Annotated in this window: 17 protein-coding genes and 1 other RNA gene; 9 read left to right on the plus strand and 9 right to left on the minus strand. The window is 56.2% G+C overall.

The genetic code is table 11. The features are described 5' to 3' along the window. The first annotated feature begins 292 nt into the window (after positions 1-292). Complete coding sequence (locus tag OU789_RS09830; RefSeq protein WP_274655410.1) at positions 293-1,249, plus strand: NADPH:quinone oxidoreductase family protein; 957 nt, start codon at positions 293-295, stop codon at positions 1,247-1,249. Here OU789_RS09830 and OU789_RS09835 read toward each other — a convergent pair. After that, on the minus strand, positions 1,165-2,115 hold the full coding sequence (locus tag OU789_RS09835; RefSeq protein ID WP_274655412.1) for a LysR family transcriptional regulator: 951 nt from the start codon (positions 2,113-2,115) through the stop codon (positions 1,165-1,167). The two genes, OU789_RS09830 and OU789_RS09835, sit on opposite strands and share 85 nt — an antisense overlap. 123 nt (positions 2,116-2,238) lie before the next feature. Between OU789_RS09835 and OU789_RS09840 the strand changes: the two genes are divergently transcribed. Both OU789_RS09840 and OU789_RS09845 read left to right on the plus strand, forming a co-directional pair. Further along, positions 2,239-2,436, plus strand: coding sequence for a DUF1127 domain-containing protein (locus OU789_RS09840; RefSeq protein ID WP_274655414.1), 198 nt, complete (start codon positions 2,239-2,241; stop codon positions 2,434-2,436). A gap of 157 nt (positions 2,437-2,593) precedes the next feature. Further along, on the plus strand, positions 2,594-3,370 hold the full coding sequence (locus tag OU789_RS09845) for a Bax inhibitor-1/YccA family protein (protein WP_274655416.1): 777 nt from the start codon (positions 2,594-2,596) through the stop codon (positions 3,368-3,370). Positions 3,371-3,433: 63 nt separating this feature from the next. On the opposite strand, the gene OU789_RS09850 is transcribed toward OU789_RS09845, so the two are convergent. The 5 genes from OU789_RS09850 to OU789_RS09870 form a co-directional block, all read right to left on the minus strand. Beyond that, positions 3,434-3,916, minus strand: coding sequence for a cytochrome b/b6 domain-containing protein (locus tag OU789_RS09850; protein ID WP_274655418.1), 483 nt, complete (start codon positions 3,914-3,916; stop codon positions 3,434-3,436). Positions 3,917-4,074: 158 nt separating this feature from the next. Then, positions 4,075-4,242, minus strand: a complete 168-nt coding sequence (gene rpmG / locus OU789_RS09855; protein WP_263952589.1) for a 50S ribosomal protein L33 — start codon at positions 4,240-4,242, stop codon at positions 4,075-4,077. A gap of 115 nt (positions 4,243-4,357) precedes the next feature. After that, positions 4,358-5,407 carry an ABC transporter substrate-binding protein gene (locus OU789_RS09860; RefSeq protein ID WP_274655422.1) on the minus strand — a complete coding sequence of 350 codons (1,050 nt, stop codon included), beginning with the start codon at positions 5,405-5,407 and terminating at the stop codon, positions 4,358-4,360. After that, complete coding sequence (locus OU789_RS09865) at positions 5,377-6,741, minus strand: sensor histidine kinase (RefSeq protein ID WP_274655424.1); 1,365 nt, start codon at positions 6,739-6,741, stop codon at positions 5,377-5,379. The genes OU789_RS09860 and OU789_RS09865 overlap by 31 nt, the downstream gene beginning before the upstream one ends. Continuing rightward, complete coding sequence (locus tag OU789_RS09870) at positions 6,738-7,406, minus strand: response regulator transcription factor (RefSeq protein WP_263952586.1); 669 nt, start codon at positions 7,404-7,406, stop codon at positions 6,738-6,740. The genes OU789_RS09865 and OU789_RS09870 overlap by 4 nt, the downstream gene beginning before the upstream one ends. Positions 7,407-7,506: 100 nt before the next feature. On the opposite strand from OU789_RS09870, the gene OU789_RS09875 reads away from it, so the two are divergent. Genes OU789_RS09875 through OU789_RS09900 form a run of 6 tightly spaced genes read left to right on the plus strand, consistent with a single transcriptional unit; the run spans position 7,507 to position 13,142 of the window. Continuing rightward, a complete protein-coding gene (locus OU789_RS09875) occupies positions 7,507-8,475 on the plus strand; it encodes a Bug family tripartite tricarboxylate transporter substrate binding protein (RefSeq protein WP_274655426.1) in 969 nt (322 codons plus the stop codon). Continuing rightward, on the plus strand, positions 8,475-8,912 hold the full coding sequence (locus tag OU789_RS09880) for a tripartite tricarboxylate transporter TctB family protein (protein ID WP_263952584.1): 438 nt from the start codon (positions 8,475-8,477) through the stop codon (positions 8,910-8,912). The genes OU789_RS09875 and OU789_RS09880 overlap by 1 nt, the downstream gene beginning before the upstream one ends. A 15-nt stretch (positions 8,913-8,927) precedes the next feature. Continuing rightward, positions 8,928-10,433 carry a tripartite tricarboxylate transporter permease gene (locus OU789_RS09885; RefSeq protein WP_274655429.1) on the plus strand — a complete coding sequence of 502 codons (1,506 nt, stop codon included), beginning with the start codon at positions 8,928-8,930 and terminating at the stop codon, positions 10,431-10,433. Between the two features lie 37 nt (positions 10,434-10,470). Next, positions 10,471-11,790, plus strand: a complete 1,320-nt coding sequence (locus OU789_RS09890) for an acyclic terpene utilization AtuA family protein (protein ID WP_274655431.1) — start codon at positions 10,471-10,473, stop codon at positions 11,788-11,790. After that, on the plus strand, positions 11,783-12,085 hold the full coding sequence (locus OU789_RS09895; RefSeq protein ID WP_274655433.1) for a DUF4387 family protein: 303 nt from the start codon (positions 11,783-11,785) through the stop codon (positions 12,083-12,085). The genes OU789_RS09890 and OU789_RS09895 overlap by 8 nt, the downstream gene beginning before the upstream one ends. Before the next feature lie 37 nt (positions 12,086-12,122). Next, positions 12,123-13,142, plus strand: a complete 1,020-nt coding sequence (locus tag OU789_RS09900; RefSeq protein ID WP_274655435.1) for an AbrB family transcriptional regulator — start codon at positions 12,123-12,125, stop codon at positions 13,140-13,142. Here OU789_RS09900 and rnpB read toward each other — a convergent pair. The 3 genes from rnpB to OU789_RS09915 form a co-directional block, all read right to left on the minus strand. Beyond that, positions 13,143-13,541, minus strand: an RNA gene (gene rnpB / locus OU789_RS09905) — RNase P RNA component class A. Positions 13,542-13,574: 33 nt separating this feature from the next. Further along, on the minus strand, positions 13,575-14,195 hold the full coding sequence (locus OU789_RS09910) for an N-acetylmuramoyl-L-alanine amidase (RefSeq protein WP_446719181.1): 621 nt from the start codon (positions 14,193-14,195) through the stop codon (positions 13,575-13,577). 93 nt (positions 14,196-14,288) lie between these two features. Continuing rightward, positions 14,289-14,933 (minus strand): hypothetical protein, encoded by a 645-nt coding sequence (locus OU789_RS09915; protein ID WP_274655439.1) that lies wholly within the window; start codon positions 14,931-14,933, stop codon positions 14,289-14,291. Between the last annotated feature and the right edge of the window lie 4 nt (positions 14,934-14,937).

A 14,937-nucleotide genomic window follows, 5' to 3' on the forward strand; every position in this document is an offset into this window, starting at 1 on the left:
CGAATATGATGCCAACAACTTAGAGCACCAATCAATGTTCACCACATTCACGTCACTACGCTTACCGTTCTATTATTACGTGTATTTGTGGGAAATCACCACCACTTTTTCTTGTATAAGGTTAACTGTTTCGTGATCTATGCACCTAAAACGTGTTTTTGTTCTTTTAAAAAGCTGATTAAATTCAATGTTTTTACTTGTTAGTCAAGAAGATAGGAAACTTCAATCCCGCAATAGGCGACCTAGGCGAACTTTCGCTTAGATTGTATTTCGGTCAATCCAAAGAGGTAATATGATAGGGTACGTTGTAAACGAATTGGGCTCCGCAGAGCTTCAGGACATCCCCAAGCCGATTCCCGCATCGAACGAGGTTCTCATCAAGATGGAGGCCTGCGCGCTGAATTTTGCGGATTTGCTGCTGATCAAAGGCACCTATCAGGAGAAGCCTGCTTTGCCCTTCTGTCCGGGCATGGAAATTGCGGGGCGCGTCGTTGACATAGGTGCGGATGTATCCGGCTTTTCGATTGGAGATCGCGTGGCGGGTGTCGCAGGGCATGGCGGCTTGGCCGAATATGCTGTGCTTGAGGCGGCGGCCACAGTTGCGCTGCCGGATGCGGTTGGCTTTGCCGAAGCTGCGGCCTTTCAGGTGGCTTATGGAACATCGCATCTCGCCCTATCCCATCGCGCAAACATCAAGGCTGGTGAAACGCTTTTGGTATTTGGCGCCGCCGGTGGTGTTGGGCTCGCTGCGGTCGAGCTGGGCAAATTGATGGGCGCACGCGTCATCGCATCCGCGCGCGGCGAAGATAAGCTGGCAATCGCGAAGGCGTCTGGCGCGGATCATGTTATCGACAGCGACGCGCCCGACATCCGAGAACAGATCAAAGCGCTTGGTGGTGCAGATGTTGTTTATGACCCCGTTGGCGGCGCAGCATTCGACACGGCAATGCGCGTCACCAACCCCGACGGGCGCATCCTTGCTATTGGCTTTGCAAGCGGAACGGTCCCGCAAATTCCGGCGAATATCCTGTTGGTTAAGAACATAACCGTTATCGGCCTGTACTGGGGCGGCTATCGTAAATTCGCACCAAAAGTTCTTTCGGACAGCCTTAAGACCCTACTCGACTGGCAAGTTGAAGGCCGCCTCACGCCGCACATCAGCCATCAGCTTCCGCTCTCAGAGGCCGCTAACGCGCTCTCATTGCTCAAAACGCGCAAATCGACGGGCAAGGTGGTGGTAGTTGCATAGCTTCGGTGAACCATCGGATGGCGATAGGCTTGGCGGAGAATTTCGGCGAGGTCTTCGACGACTTTTCCTTTCGCCAACTCCGAAACGAAGAGGTTGATCTTTTTCGATCCAAGATCCGGCAGCGCACCGCCATGACGCACCTGTTCCAGATGCGGCGCCTCCATGCCGTCAAGCACACTGTGTACCGCTAGGTCGGCGGACACGCTGGCCTCAATGGTTCGGGTGGAATCTGAATCAACCGCGACCTCCCATGGGATATCGGCGGCATCCAGCCCCTTCTGAGCCGCCGTGCGAAACATACAATTCGGCTCAAATGCCAGACGAAGCGGGCGCTGCCGCCAAGCAACGCCATTGGGCGCGCCAACCCAGACAAGCCGCCGCTCCACAAGCGTTTCCCCGCCTGTGTCGCACCCATCCTCTGTGGTCAGGATCATGTCTGCTTCGCCCCGCGCGAATTTTTCCTTGAGCTTCACCGTCACCGAAGACAAAAGCTGCACGCGCATGCGCGGATATTCCGCAGCGAAGCGTTTCAGCACCTCTGGGATCGCGGGATACACAATGTCATGCGGCACCCCCAGAACGATCTCGCCCTCATAGGCCTGATCGGTCATCCGTGCGAAAATCTCGTCATTTAGATCAAGCATCCGCCGCGCATAGGTCAACAGACGCTCGCCCGTTGGCGTCAGCGCGATCGTTCGCGCGCTGCGGTCAAGAAGCTCCGCGCCGAGCGATTCCTCCAGCCGTTTGAGCTGCATCGACACCGCCGATTGCGTGAGGTTGAGAAATCCAGCGGCGCGCGTCACCCCGCCAGAATCGGCGACGGCCACAAATGATCGCAGGGACGTTAGATCGAGATTACGCGGCATATCACAATCCTTGATGCATAACTAAACAAACATTCATTTCACAAATATGACACGCGCCGCCATATACATCAACGAAAATGATTCAATTCAATACTCACATCACAAAATCCGAAAGGAACTGACATGACACACGCTCTTTCATCCGCCTCCTCCTGCGGATTACCACGCAGCACATCTTTTACAGCAACACTGCGCCAAGCCTTCGCGGTTTATGCACAGCGCCGGACACTCGCCAAACTCGACACAGACGCGCTTGACGACCTCGGCCTGAGCAGAGCAGAGGCGCAAAAAGAAGCAAACCGTGCGTTTTGGGATTTTTAGGCCCTCTCAGCCCCCCAAAAAGCGCCCTTTTCACAACCACTTCGCTTTTTTGCTAAAACACCTCCGGTTGAACTTGAAATTTAGCCCGCCATTACCGATATTTGAGGCAACGGCGGGCATTTGCACGCCTCAATCTTATTCCCAACCGGAGGAACGAATGGCACAATTTGGTACAGCCCAGTCACACGTCGGCGCAATCAGCGCAGAAATCGACGCGGGGCTGCGCGCTCATATGAACAAAGTCTACGGCACAATGTCCGTAGGGCTTTTGATTACAGCTTTGGCAGCCTGGGCTATCGCCGGGCTTGCCACAACAACAGACCCTGCTCTGGCGGTCGCTCAAATCAGCGACTCGAAATACCTGACAAGTCTTGGCGCAACGATCTACACATCGGCTCTGCGCTGGGTGATCATGTTTGCTCCGCTTGCCTTTGTGTTCGGCCTTAGTGCCGGGATCGGTCGTCTGTCTGCTGCCAGCGCGCAACTGGTGTTTTATGCATTCGCTGCTGTAATGGGCCTCTCGATCAGTTCGATCTTCCTGATCTACACAAGCGCATCGATCGTTCAGGTCTTCCTCATCACCGCAGTCGCTTTTGCCGGTTTGTCGCTCTATGGCTACACCACAAAGCGCAACCTGTCGGCGATGGGCACATTCTTGATGATGGGCGTTATCGGCCTGTTCGTCGCTATGATTGTAAACCTCTTCCTACAATCTGGCGTACTGCAGCTGGCGATTTCTGCGATCGGCGTTCTGATTTTTGCCGGTCTCACAGCCTTTGACACACAGAACATCAAGAACACCTACATCGCGCACGCACAATCTGGTGACAGCGAGTGGTTGGGCAAAGCGGCCATCATGGGTGCACTGAGCCTCTACCTCGACTTCATCAACATGTTCATGTTCCTGCTGCAACTCTTCGGCAACCGCGAATAAGAGCGCAGCAACTTAAATCAAAAGACGCCCGTTTCAGAAATGAAGCGGGCGTTTTCTTTTGCCCTATCGCCCTATTCCCAAGCGCGCGAGAATGTTGGTTTTGAGAACAAACTGTTGATAGAGCCCGCCGGCGATATGAAGCAAAACGAACAACAGAAGAAGCGACTTCAAAACCTCATGAGCGAAAGCCACGCTCTCCAGGCTACCGAACCACGCTACCGCGCCGGATAGCGGTGTTAGCAACAACAGAACATAGAGCGCCGTGTGAGTTGCGTTAGCCACCCATCGCAACACGGGTGGCTCCTCCTCCGGCAGCGGAGGCACACCGTGAGTGCGCCGCAAATAGAGCCGCCACAACGCAAACAGCAGCACCAATAGACCGCCGATCACATGCCCGAAAACAGCAGGGTGCGGTACGAAATCCAGCCCCTTCTCTACATTGGCCCAAGCCTCTTTCATGGGACCGCTGCTTATAAACTGAAGCAAAATGAAAACTGCCACGAGCCAGTGTAAAACTATCTGTGTCGGCAAAAAATTCTTCGGCATCGTCAACCCTCCGTGCGTTCAGACGAAGTTTGATGCGCTGCTCGCACCGAGTCTATAATTTTCGCTTGGCATAACGCCGCAGCTTTTGGCCAGAAAAAGAAAAACCCCGCCACTCTTGCAGAGTGCGGGGTTTTCAAACTCAAAAAGTAAAATCAAGCTTACTTGATTTTGCCTTCTTTGTACTCAACGTGCTTGCGCACGACTGGGTCGTATTTGTTCACAACCATCTTCTCGGTCATGGTACGGGCGTTTTTCTTGGTCACGTAAAAGTGGCCGGTGCCCGCGGACGAGTTCAGGCGGATCTTGATTGTGGTCGGCTTCGCCATAATAGTGCTCCTCAACGCAGGCGCAGAATGCGCCCGAGAAATCCTTGAAGCCCGCCTTTTAAGCCTATGCCGCGCAGAGTCAACCGCTATCCGCGAAAACCTCGATGAATTCCGCCTATTTCTGCACGATGGCGTTTTCCCAGTTTCGCAAAAAGGTTTCTTTCTTGAGCCGGTCGAGAAAAACCAGCAACCCCGGGCCAAGTCGAATGGGGCGTGCAGCATTGTTTTCATTAAGGGATTGGGCGTTAACCGGAGCAAGATACGTCTCCTGCTCAATGTCCTCGCGCTGATTCAGTTGCACAAGGAAATCAATCATTCGCCCCGCGTCTTCGATATTTTGCGCGTTCTTTGGGATCAGCGCGGTGCGGAGCATAACAGAAAGGAAATCCTCAAACGGCACAATCCGAATCCCCGGCGTGTCGGCGAGACGCTGCGCGGCATAGCTTCCGACCACGTTATAGGCGAGCGCGAGCCGCCCCGCGGCAACATCCTCGATCATCGCTTTGGAACCACTGTAAAGCTGCGCATTGAGGCGCCCCATAACCTCGGTCAGCCGCCAATAAGAATCTGTGTTGCGCGAATCCTGCGTGGCAAAGAGGTACCCCGCGCCCGAAATCCGCACGTCGTATGTCCCGATCCGCCCGTCAAACTCTGCTGGATTGTCACGCAGCATCGCAATCAGATCATCACGTGTGCGCGGCGCGGGGCGATTGGCAAAAGCCCCCTCCGCAATCACCATCACGGCCGGCTCCTGGGTAAAGGCGAAGATCTGGTCATGCCACTTGGCCCATTTTGGCAAGGCATCCGTCGCTTCAGAGCGGTAGTCCAGCGCAAACCCGTCGTTTGCGAGCTTTGTCTGGAGGTCCATCGCGCTTGAGATCGCGAGATCAAAATCGGCCTCTTCCTCCGATATCGCTTTCATGAGCTCGGTGCTGCTGGCGATTACATAGTCGATTGCCACATCTGGATGCGCCACTTGAAAGGCGCGAATGATCGGCTCAAACACCGGAGCATCGGCTGTCGAGATAATACGCAATTCACGCGCGCCGTCTTCTGCCGGATACTGACGGCGATCCTCTATTTCAAACGCGGAAGCGCCGAGAGCGAAAGCGAGGTGCGTGACCAACCCAGCGATTAATCGCGTGGATATACGAGCGAAACGCATGAGCCCTTCCCTTCTTCATTCGGCGCAATTTCCAATGTGCCGCCATGGGCGCGCATAACCTCATCTGCGATCGTCAGCCCAAGTCCTGATCCAACAATATCTCCAACATTTGCGCCTCGCGAGAACCGTTTGGTGATATCGCCCAGATCATCGGCGGAAAATCCGCGCCCCTGATCGAAGAAGGATATACGCGGTTCTTCTGTGATCCGAACGGTGATGTCGCTGTCCTCCGGCGAGTATTTGATGGCGTTATCGAGCACATTGCGCAGCGCATTTTGCATAAGGATTTCATCGCCCCGTATCGGAAGCGTCTCAACATGAAGCTCAACTGAAATGGCAATATCCTTGAGGTCAGCCGTTGGGCGCAGGTGCGCAACGGTGTCTTGCGTCAGCTCTACAAGATCAAACACCTCGTCCCGAAGTTGATCTGTACGCAGACTCACCATCGCATGATCCAGCAACTGCCCAGCCGAACGGCTGCTTTCATCCACTGCACGGATCATAGCACGGAGCGAGGCCTTGTTCTCCGGCTTTTCAGAACGGCGCAAGGTCATCTGCGCCTGCGCACGCACCGTTGCAAGCGGCGTACGCACGCGATGGGCCGCTTCCGCGATAAACTCCTCGGACTGGGTCAACGACGCCTTAAGCCGCGCCATGAAGCTATTGAGCGCATCCACCAACGGCACAAGCTCGCTTGGGGTTTGCGTATCAACAGGGCGCAGATCATCCGGCCCGCGCCGCGCAACCGATTGGGTCATCCGATTGAGCGGAGCAAGGGCAGATTGCGCAGCAACAAGGCTTAGCGCAGTTGCAACGAGCAGAAACCCAAAACCAACAACCGCCGCCATACCCGAAATCCGCTGAGAGATTGCAGCAAGGCCAAGGCGCGTTTGCGCCACGATCACGGTTGCCCGTTCCTTGGAGCCCCCCGAGCTAACGGTGCGCGTAACGGTCGCGCTACGCACCTCCTCACCTCGGAACATGAAGGTTTCAAACTCCCCCTGCGCAGGCGAAGGAAGCGGCAAATCATCGTACCCCGTGAGCGTTTCCTCTCCGATCAGAACGCGGTAGAACACGCGATCTTCAGAGATACTGCCCAACATCGACAGCGCCGAATACGGCAAATCAACAGCCACCTCCCCTTGTTCAGAGTAAATGGCATCCGCGATTGAGGTCGCCGAGGCGAGCAGGATGTTGTCTTGGGTGTCTGCAGCCGCACGTTCGGCCACCGCGCGAACCACGAGGAAAAAGGCAAGCGACAAGAGTGCCGCCATGGTAAATAGCTGGAGCAACAACCGTCGGCGGATTGACGTGCGGTACGAGCGTCGTTTCATGTAGCTTCAACCAGACGATAGCCAAGGCCGCGCACGGTTTCGATCCGCGCGCCCGAGCCTTCGAGTTTGCGCCTAAGCCGCCCGATATAAACCTCGATTGCGTTTTCCGACACATCATCGGAAAAAGAAAATAGCCGATCCATGAGATGCGATTTTGAGAAAATTTGCCCGGGCGAGGTAAAGAATACCTCCAAAAGCCGTAGCTCGCGATTGCGCAAAGGATGCGACTCGCCTCCCGCACGGATCGCCCCTGCAAGCGAATCAAGTTCGGCACCACCAAAGCTCCGGACGTTGTCAGCAACCCCGCCCTGTCGGCGCAAAACGGCGCGGCAACGGGCCTCGAGTTCGGTAAAATCGAAAGGTTTTGTAATGTAATCATCCGCCCCCAAATCGAGCAATCCGACCCTATCAGAGACCTCCGAACGGGCGGTCAAAACGATCACTGGCGTGCTGTTTGCGTTGCGCCTGTGACGGGCCAAAAAGTCTCGGCCATCACCGTCTGGAAGCATGATATCCAGCAAAATAAGGTCATAGGGCGCGGCGTTGATACAGTCCTGCGCGGAGGCCAAATCTCTTGCGTGATCAATGGCGTGCCCGTCCAGCGCCAGACAATCCATTACGGCCTGAGCCAAATCCATGTTATCTTCGACCAGAAGAAATCGCACGCAATGCTCCCTTGCGATGATCATGACAGGTTCGTGTCAGGTTGGTTAGCGCAACTAAGCATGTGCGAGCGAAGGCTCGGATGTCAAATGGGAGGAAACAATGACGACACGTTTTGTTAGAGCGCTCATGACGAGTGCAGTAATCGGACTTGGTGCAACCAGCGCTGCCACGGCGGCGGAATGTATTGCGCCAGCCAACCCCGGCGGCGGCTGGGATTTCACATGCCGTCAAATCGGCAAAATCATGCATGACATCGGCGCGGTTGATAGCCCGATTCAGGTTACAAACATGGCAGGCGGCGGTGGCGGCCTTGCGTTCAACCACGTGGTTGCAGAGCGCAATGACGACGCCGAGTTGATCGTGGCGGCCTCTTCGGCCACATCCACGCGTTTGGCGCAAAATGCTTATGCCGGAATGACAGCGGATCAGGTGCGCTTTGTGGGCGCGATCGGTGCAGACCCCGGCGTAATTGTTGTTGCCAAGGATAGCCCGTTCCAAAACCTCGGTGACATGATCGACGCGATCAAAGCAGACCCGGGTTCTGTTGCCTTTGCTGGCGGCTCTGCGGTTGGCGGCTTTGACCACCTCAAGCCTCTGATGCTGCTTCAGCGCGCAGGCTTCACTGACATCACCAAGATCAAATACATCGGTGTTGACGGCGGCGCAGATGCGATCACCCAAACTATCGGTGGCTTTACCCAAGCCATGACCGGTGACATGTCTGAAGTGGTTGGCTTCTTGAATGCTGATGAAGTTCGGGTTCTGGCGGTTCTCACCGAAGAGCGCATCCCCGGCTTTGACGATATCCCGACCGCCAAGGAGCAAGGCTTTGACGTTGTTGCTGTGAACTGGCGTGGGCTCTATGTGCCGAAGGGCATTTCGGATGACGACTTCAACAAATGGGCAGACCGCCTTCAAAAGGTTGCAGACTCCGATGAGTGGAAAGAAGCCATGGCCGCAAACGGCCTTGCCCCATTCACAATGGTCGGCAGCGACTTCCAAGCCTACGTTGACGGCCTGGTAGCCGAGATCAACCAGCTGTCCAAAGACATCGGGGTTATCCAGTAATGGCAAGTGACCGGATCTTTGGTCTGGTCATGGCCGTTGTGGCGCTCGCATATATCGCGAGCGCCACACAAATCCAGACCAGCTTTTTGTCAGACCCTGTCGGACCTAAGGCCTTTCCCATCGGAATCGGAATCGTTGCCGCGATCTGTGCCTGTTTTATGGTCCTGAAGCCTGACCCCGAACCAGAGTGGCCTGCTGCGCGCACATTCGGCGCAATCGCACTCTCTGTTGTGGTGCTTGTGGCCTATGCCTACGCGCTTAAACCGCTTGGTTTTCTTATCCCGACAGCCATCGCCGCTGGGTTTCTGAGTTATCAGATCGGGCCGAAACCCGCCCGTGCTGCTGTTGCTGGGCTTGGTCTTTCTGCGGGTCTTTACGTTGTATTCAAATACGCCTTGGGTCTCGGGCTTGTCCCCTTCCCCAAAGGCCTGTTCTAACCGGAGCGGCACATCATGGATATTCTTGCAAACCTCTCATTGGGGTTTTCGATCGCCCTGTCGCCCTACACGTTGATGCTGGCAGTGGTCGGCTGTTTCCTCGGAACAATCATCGGTGCGCTGCCGGGACTTGGGCCTAGCAACGGCGTTGCGATCCTTATTCCTGTAACCTTCACGCTTGGACTTGATGCGACCTCGGCGCTTGTCTTGATGACCGCGGTTTACTACGGAGCGATGTATGGCGGGCGGATCAGTTCGATCCTGCTTAACATACCCGGCGATGAACCTGCGCTCATGACCACGCTCGATGGATACCCGATGGCCAAGGCCGGTCGCGCGGGCGATGCGCTCGTTCTTTCTGGCGTTGCATCCTTCGTTGGCGCTCTTCTTGCGACCATCGGCTTGATGCTCTTGGCGCCGATGCTGGCGCGGGTGGCTTATGTCTTTGGTCCTGCGGAATACTTCGCGCTATACTTGCTAGCCTTCTGCACACTTGGCGGCATGGCGAGCAATAACCAAGCGAAGGCTGCGCTCGCCTCATGCCTTGGCCTCGGGATCGCGATGATCGGTGTGGACAGCTCCTCGGGTATGCCGCGCCTCACAGGGGGCAACCTGCACCTCTTTGACGGGATCGATTTCCTCGTTGCTATCGTCGGGCTCTTTGCGATTGCCGAAGTGTTCTTCTTTATCGAGGGGCACGGCAAAGGTGGCGCTGTTGGCGCGACACTTAAGAAGGTCCGCGTGCCCTGGGCCGATATCTGGTCTACGCGTTGGACAATGATACGCGCTTCTGGCGTCGGGTTTATCGCAGGTATCTTGCCCGGTGCGGGAGCTTCCCTCGGAAGCTTCCTCGCCTATATGAGCGAGAAATCCATAGCGGGCGAGAAAGGCGGTTTTGGCACCGGTGTTCCCAAAGGGATCGCCGCACCAGAGGCAGGCAACAACTCCGCTGCTGGCGGGGCGCTTGTTCCAATGCTCACACTTGGCGTGCCTGGTTCGGGTACAACAGCTGTGCTTCTCGCGCTCCTGATGACGCTCAATATCACACCGGGGCCGACCCTGTTTACAGACAGGCCCGAGGTTGTCTGGGGGCTGATCGCATCGCTCCTCATTGCGAACGTGGTGCTGCTTCTGATGAACGTACCGATGGTGAAAATCTTTGTGCGTATCCTTCAGGTGCCGCCGGCAATCCTATTGCCCGGAGTTACCATGGTGTCTTTCGTGGGGATCTACTCGCTTTCAGGAAGCTACTTTGACCTCCTGCTGATGATCGCGTTTGGTCTTCTTGGCTATGTGCTGCGCAAGCTTGATATACCGACGGTTCCCGTGATCCTCGGCATCCTACTTGGCGGTCATATGGAAGACGCGTTGCGCCGCGCGATGGTGATTGGTGAAGGCGATCCTGCCTATCTCTTCTCCTCTCCGATTGCGATCGGGCTTTGGGTTGCAGCTATTGCAGGCTTCATCGCTCCGATGTTCCTGCGGAACGTATTGAAGAAACCACAGAGAGTAACTGACTAGTATGTTAAAGGTGCTCATCCCCTCCGGAGCCCTCGGATTGAACTATGACAAGGCCGCGCTTGAGCGTGGCCTTGCCATGAAACCAGATATTATCGCTATTGATGGCGGCAGCACAGATTCCGGCCCCGCATACCTCGGCCAAGGGGTGTCAAAATACGCCAGAAGCTCGACGAAAACGGAATGGCGCGGGCTGATGGAAGCGCGCGCTAAAGCGGGCGTTCCGCTTGTGATCGGAACTGCCGGAACGTGCGGCACCGACACCGCGGTTGATTGGCTCCTCGACATAACGCGCGAGATCGCTGACGAGTTGGGACAGACGGTTAAGATTGCGGTCCTACGGTCATCTCAAGATCCTGCAAAAATGGTCGAGGCTTTTGAAGACGGCCGTATCTCCCCTCTCGGTGCAGCGCCTGAAATCGACGCTGAAACCATAGCGTCCTGCACCAACATCGTTGCCCTTGCTGGCGCGGAGCAAATCGCCGCTGCCATTGATACAGGCGCGGACATCATTATCGCGGGCCGAACAACCGACACGGCCACGATCGCCGCTCTCCCTCTGATGCGCGGCTTGCACGCGGGCGCGGCATGGCACGGCGCAAAAATTGGCGAATGCGGCGCGCTCTGCGCCACCAACCCGCAATCAGGCGTGGCGATGATCGAGTTTGATGACCAAGGCTTCACAGTTTCCCCCATGGCCGAGAATTCCGCCGCCACCCCGCATACGGTTTCGGCGCATATGCTTTATGAGAACTCGGATCCGTTCATCCTCTATGAACCCGGCGGATATCTTGACGTGACGCATGCGAAATACACCGCGCTTGATGCTCGGCGCGTGCGCGTAACGGGCTCTGAATGGCACAAGACATCGCCCTATACCGTGAAGCTCGAAGGCGCGCGGGTTGAAGCTTTTCAAACCGTGTTGCTCGTTCTTCTGCGCGACCAACGCTATGTTGAAAATGCGCAAATCTGGGCCGATGACATTCATCAAAAATGCTGCGCCAAGGTCGAAGATCGCATGGGACTGGCAACTGATGACTATAGCATTGAACTGCGGTTGATCGGGCAGAATGCAAGCTTTGGTGCGCTCGAAACCAACCACGCGCAAGCGCCCGAGATCGGAGTGCTTGCCATCGTAAGCGCTAGAACCCAGGCCCTCGCCGAGGAGATCGGCCAAATGCTCAACCCCTACCTGCTACATCACCCGTTGACGCAACAAGAAGAGCAACCGACATTCGCCTTCCCGTTCTCGCCCGCGAGCCTGAACCGCGGAGCGGTGTATGGCTTCTGCCTGAACCACACCCTGTCGCTGGATGACCCGATGGACGCATTCTCGCTGGAGGTGATCACACATGGCTAACCTCCGCGACATTGCCTATAAGGTACGCTCCAAAAACGCAGGGCCATTTTGGCTCACGGTCGACATATTCTGCGGCTCCGAAGCGGCCTTTGAACAGATCACCATGGGGCTATCGACCGAACGCGTAGCGCGCACATTTGGTGTGGAAAGCGCGACAATCAAACGCTTTGAAATTCCCTCCCTTAACGTCGTAAAGTTTTCCTTGCCGCGCCCCGCAATCCAAGGCGCAATTAATGACCGCGACATGCATGGCGCCTCATGGGCAGCTCTTTTGTCCGAAGTCTCTTTGAACTAATCCTGCCCGCGCAGATGTAAAAAACAAGGCAACCCAAATGCGCATCTATGCGGTCTCTTTCCTGATTGGTATCGGCGGTGCAGCCCTCGCGTGGCTTCTGAAATTTCCCGCGCCTTTCCTGACGGGGCCTGCGTTTTTTGTCTCGCTGGCTGGTGTGCTCGGGGTAAAGACCGATGTGCCAGACATTGTGCGAAACGTGGTTTTCGTGATTATCGGTTTGGCGCTTGGTTCCTCTGTTACGCCGGAAATCCTTGCAGCAGCAGCAGCTTGGCCGGCGAGCCTCATCGGTATGTGTGCCGGAGTTGCGCTAATTATGCTGACTGGTGGCTTCATGTTTCAGCGGTATTTCGCGATGGACCGCGAAACAGCCTACCTCGCATCAAGCCCCGGACACCTGAGCTATGTCCTCGGGTTCTCGACCGATGTCGGGGCCGACACGGCGATGATATCCATGGTGCAATCAATCCGTGTGCTATTCCTGACGCTGCTTGTTCCAGTCGCTGTCGCGCTATTAACGGACGCGGATATGACAATGCCAATCCCCGTTGATACGCTACTTTCGCCAATGCACCTTGGCATATTGGCAGCCTTGGGCACGGGGCTTGGTCTGGTTTTTCTCAAATTGAAGCTTCCCGCTGCACTCTTGCTTTCAAGCATGTTCGTTTCGTCTTTCGGACATGGTTCGGGCCTCACCCCCGGACAGGTTCCAACCGTTCTTTCGGTCATTGCCTTTGTCACAATGGGCACGCTGATTGGGTCGCGATTTAGCGGTGTGAGTCTTGCCATGTTGCGCCGCGCCGCAGTTGCTGGATTGCTCTTTACACTACTTGCACTGGTGATCGCGGTGGTCTTTGCCGGTCTCGTTTCGCTCTTTACGCATTTGCCGTTTTTGGATGTGATCATTGCCTTTGCACCAGGCGGGCTTGAAACCATGGTCGCCATGGCCGCCATCGTTCAAGCAGACCCCGCCTATGTGGCGCTGCATCATGTGGCGCGGCTCTTTTTCCTCAGTGCCTTTGTACCGTTTGTGCTGACGTGGAACCGCAATAAGCGGTAAGTGCGCGGATGGCCTGTAAGCCGGATTCTGTCCTCACTGCATGACACAGCGATGGATGACCATTCTTCTAGCCCTGCTGTTACCAACAGGGTCAAGCTGCCTACCCGGATCTTCTGGACCGAAGCCGTCCTGCGGGTTGCCCCGCGCGAGATCCCTATTCGGCATTGCTCCTGGTGGGGCTTGCCATGCCAGCGATGTTACCACCGCCGCGGTGGGCTCTTACCCCACCGTTTCACCCTTACCCGCCACGGTATCGCTTGCACGACCTGTAAACGGGCGGTCTGTTTTCTGTGGCGCTTTCCCTCGGGTTTCCCCGGCCGGGCGTTACCCGGCACCATTCTTCGTGGAGTCCGGACTTTCCTCGCGGTGTTGCCACCCCGCGGTCATCCGGCCATCCGCACGGGGTTGAGTTAGGCGCTTCGACGCGGCGGGTCAACTGGTAAGGGCGGGATATTGGCGGGCAAGTGCCTGAATCTGCGCCATATCCGTTTGGTCAAGCGCACCATCGTAGTGTGGGCGAAATCTTTGGCGAAACGCAGAGAGCAATGCGTCAAATGGGGCATCCGCCGGATAGCCGAAGGTGCGTGCGGCGGATTGGAAATCATCGGGTTTTGGCGCTGCATCTCGTGCCTCCCCCGCTTCGAGCCAAATCGAAAGCCCCGCAAATGCGAGCCGCCGCCAATCAAATCGTGCCCCCGGATCGCCCTTGCGCGCTGGCGCCATATCCGAATGGCCGATCACGCGCTCTTTTGGGATACAGCGCCGCTCCATAATATCACGCATCAGCCTCTCCAACGCGTTCATCTGAAGCGCAGAAAACGGAGTTTTGCCGGTATTGGCCAATTCAATACCGATAGAGCGCGAGTTGATGTCATTCACACCGCCCCAAGCCCCAGCACCCGCATGCCACGCACGCGCATCCTCATCAACAAGCTGGAATATATCACCTTTTTCCGAAATCAGGTAATGGGCGGAAACCTCAAATTCTGGCGAACACAGGCGTTCTGCTGCCGCCTCGCAGGTGTCCATTGCGGTATAATGCAGCACGATCATATCAGGCACCGCATCGCCTCGGCGCGGGCCGAAATTCGGAGAAGGTCTTTGGATTATCCTCAGCGGGTCAGAGGCCATGGCCTGCTCCCCCTTTTAGCCACCACGCGCCGCGCGGAACGGGCTTGGATCCCAGTAGCAGGCAAAACCATCACCATCTGGGTCAACACCCCGACGATCTTTTTCGGGGCCGCCGTTGTTCAGAAAATCAATCTGCGCCTGATCCGAGGATGTGTAGCGCCCACAAGCTTTTTGGAAACGCGACATCGATGGGTTACGGGACCGCGGGTAAATCTGTTGGCCCACGGAATTTGTCGTGTTCAGCGCAAATGCAACAATCGAAACGGCCTTTTTGGTGCTGCCACTGCGCGACGGGAGCGCAGTTGGTTCGATTTCCTGATACTGCGCGCGCTGACGCGCGAGGCGCTCCGCGTCGCTTTCAATGGTTTCGCGCGCTGTAACGGCGTCGAAGTTCTGCTCATCAGAAATACCGATCGGGCTGGCCGAACGCTGATATGTTGGGCTACCGCTGGTCGAGACAGTCCCCTGCCCCTGAAGCGCGGAATCAAGCTCAGTGGAGACACCGCCGCCACCATACGACTCATCCGAAATCACGCCGGTTTGAATGGGCGATCCTTGCAGAGCATCCGATGTATTATAACCATCGTATCCGGAATTCGGCACGCCTGACTGACAGGCCGCCAGAACCGCAAGTGATGCTGCTGCAACATATGTCCGCATGAGA

The sequence above is a fragment of the Halocynthiibacter sp. C4 genome (assembly GCF_028823805.1).
In the GTDB taxonomy this organism is placed as follows: domain Bacteria; phylum Pseudomonadota; class Alphaproteobacteria; order Rhodobacterales; family Rhodobacteraceae; genus Falsihalocynthiibacter; species Falsihalocynthiibacter halioticoli.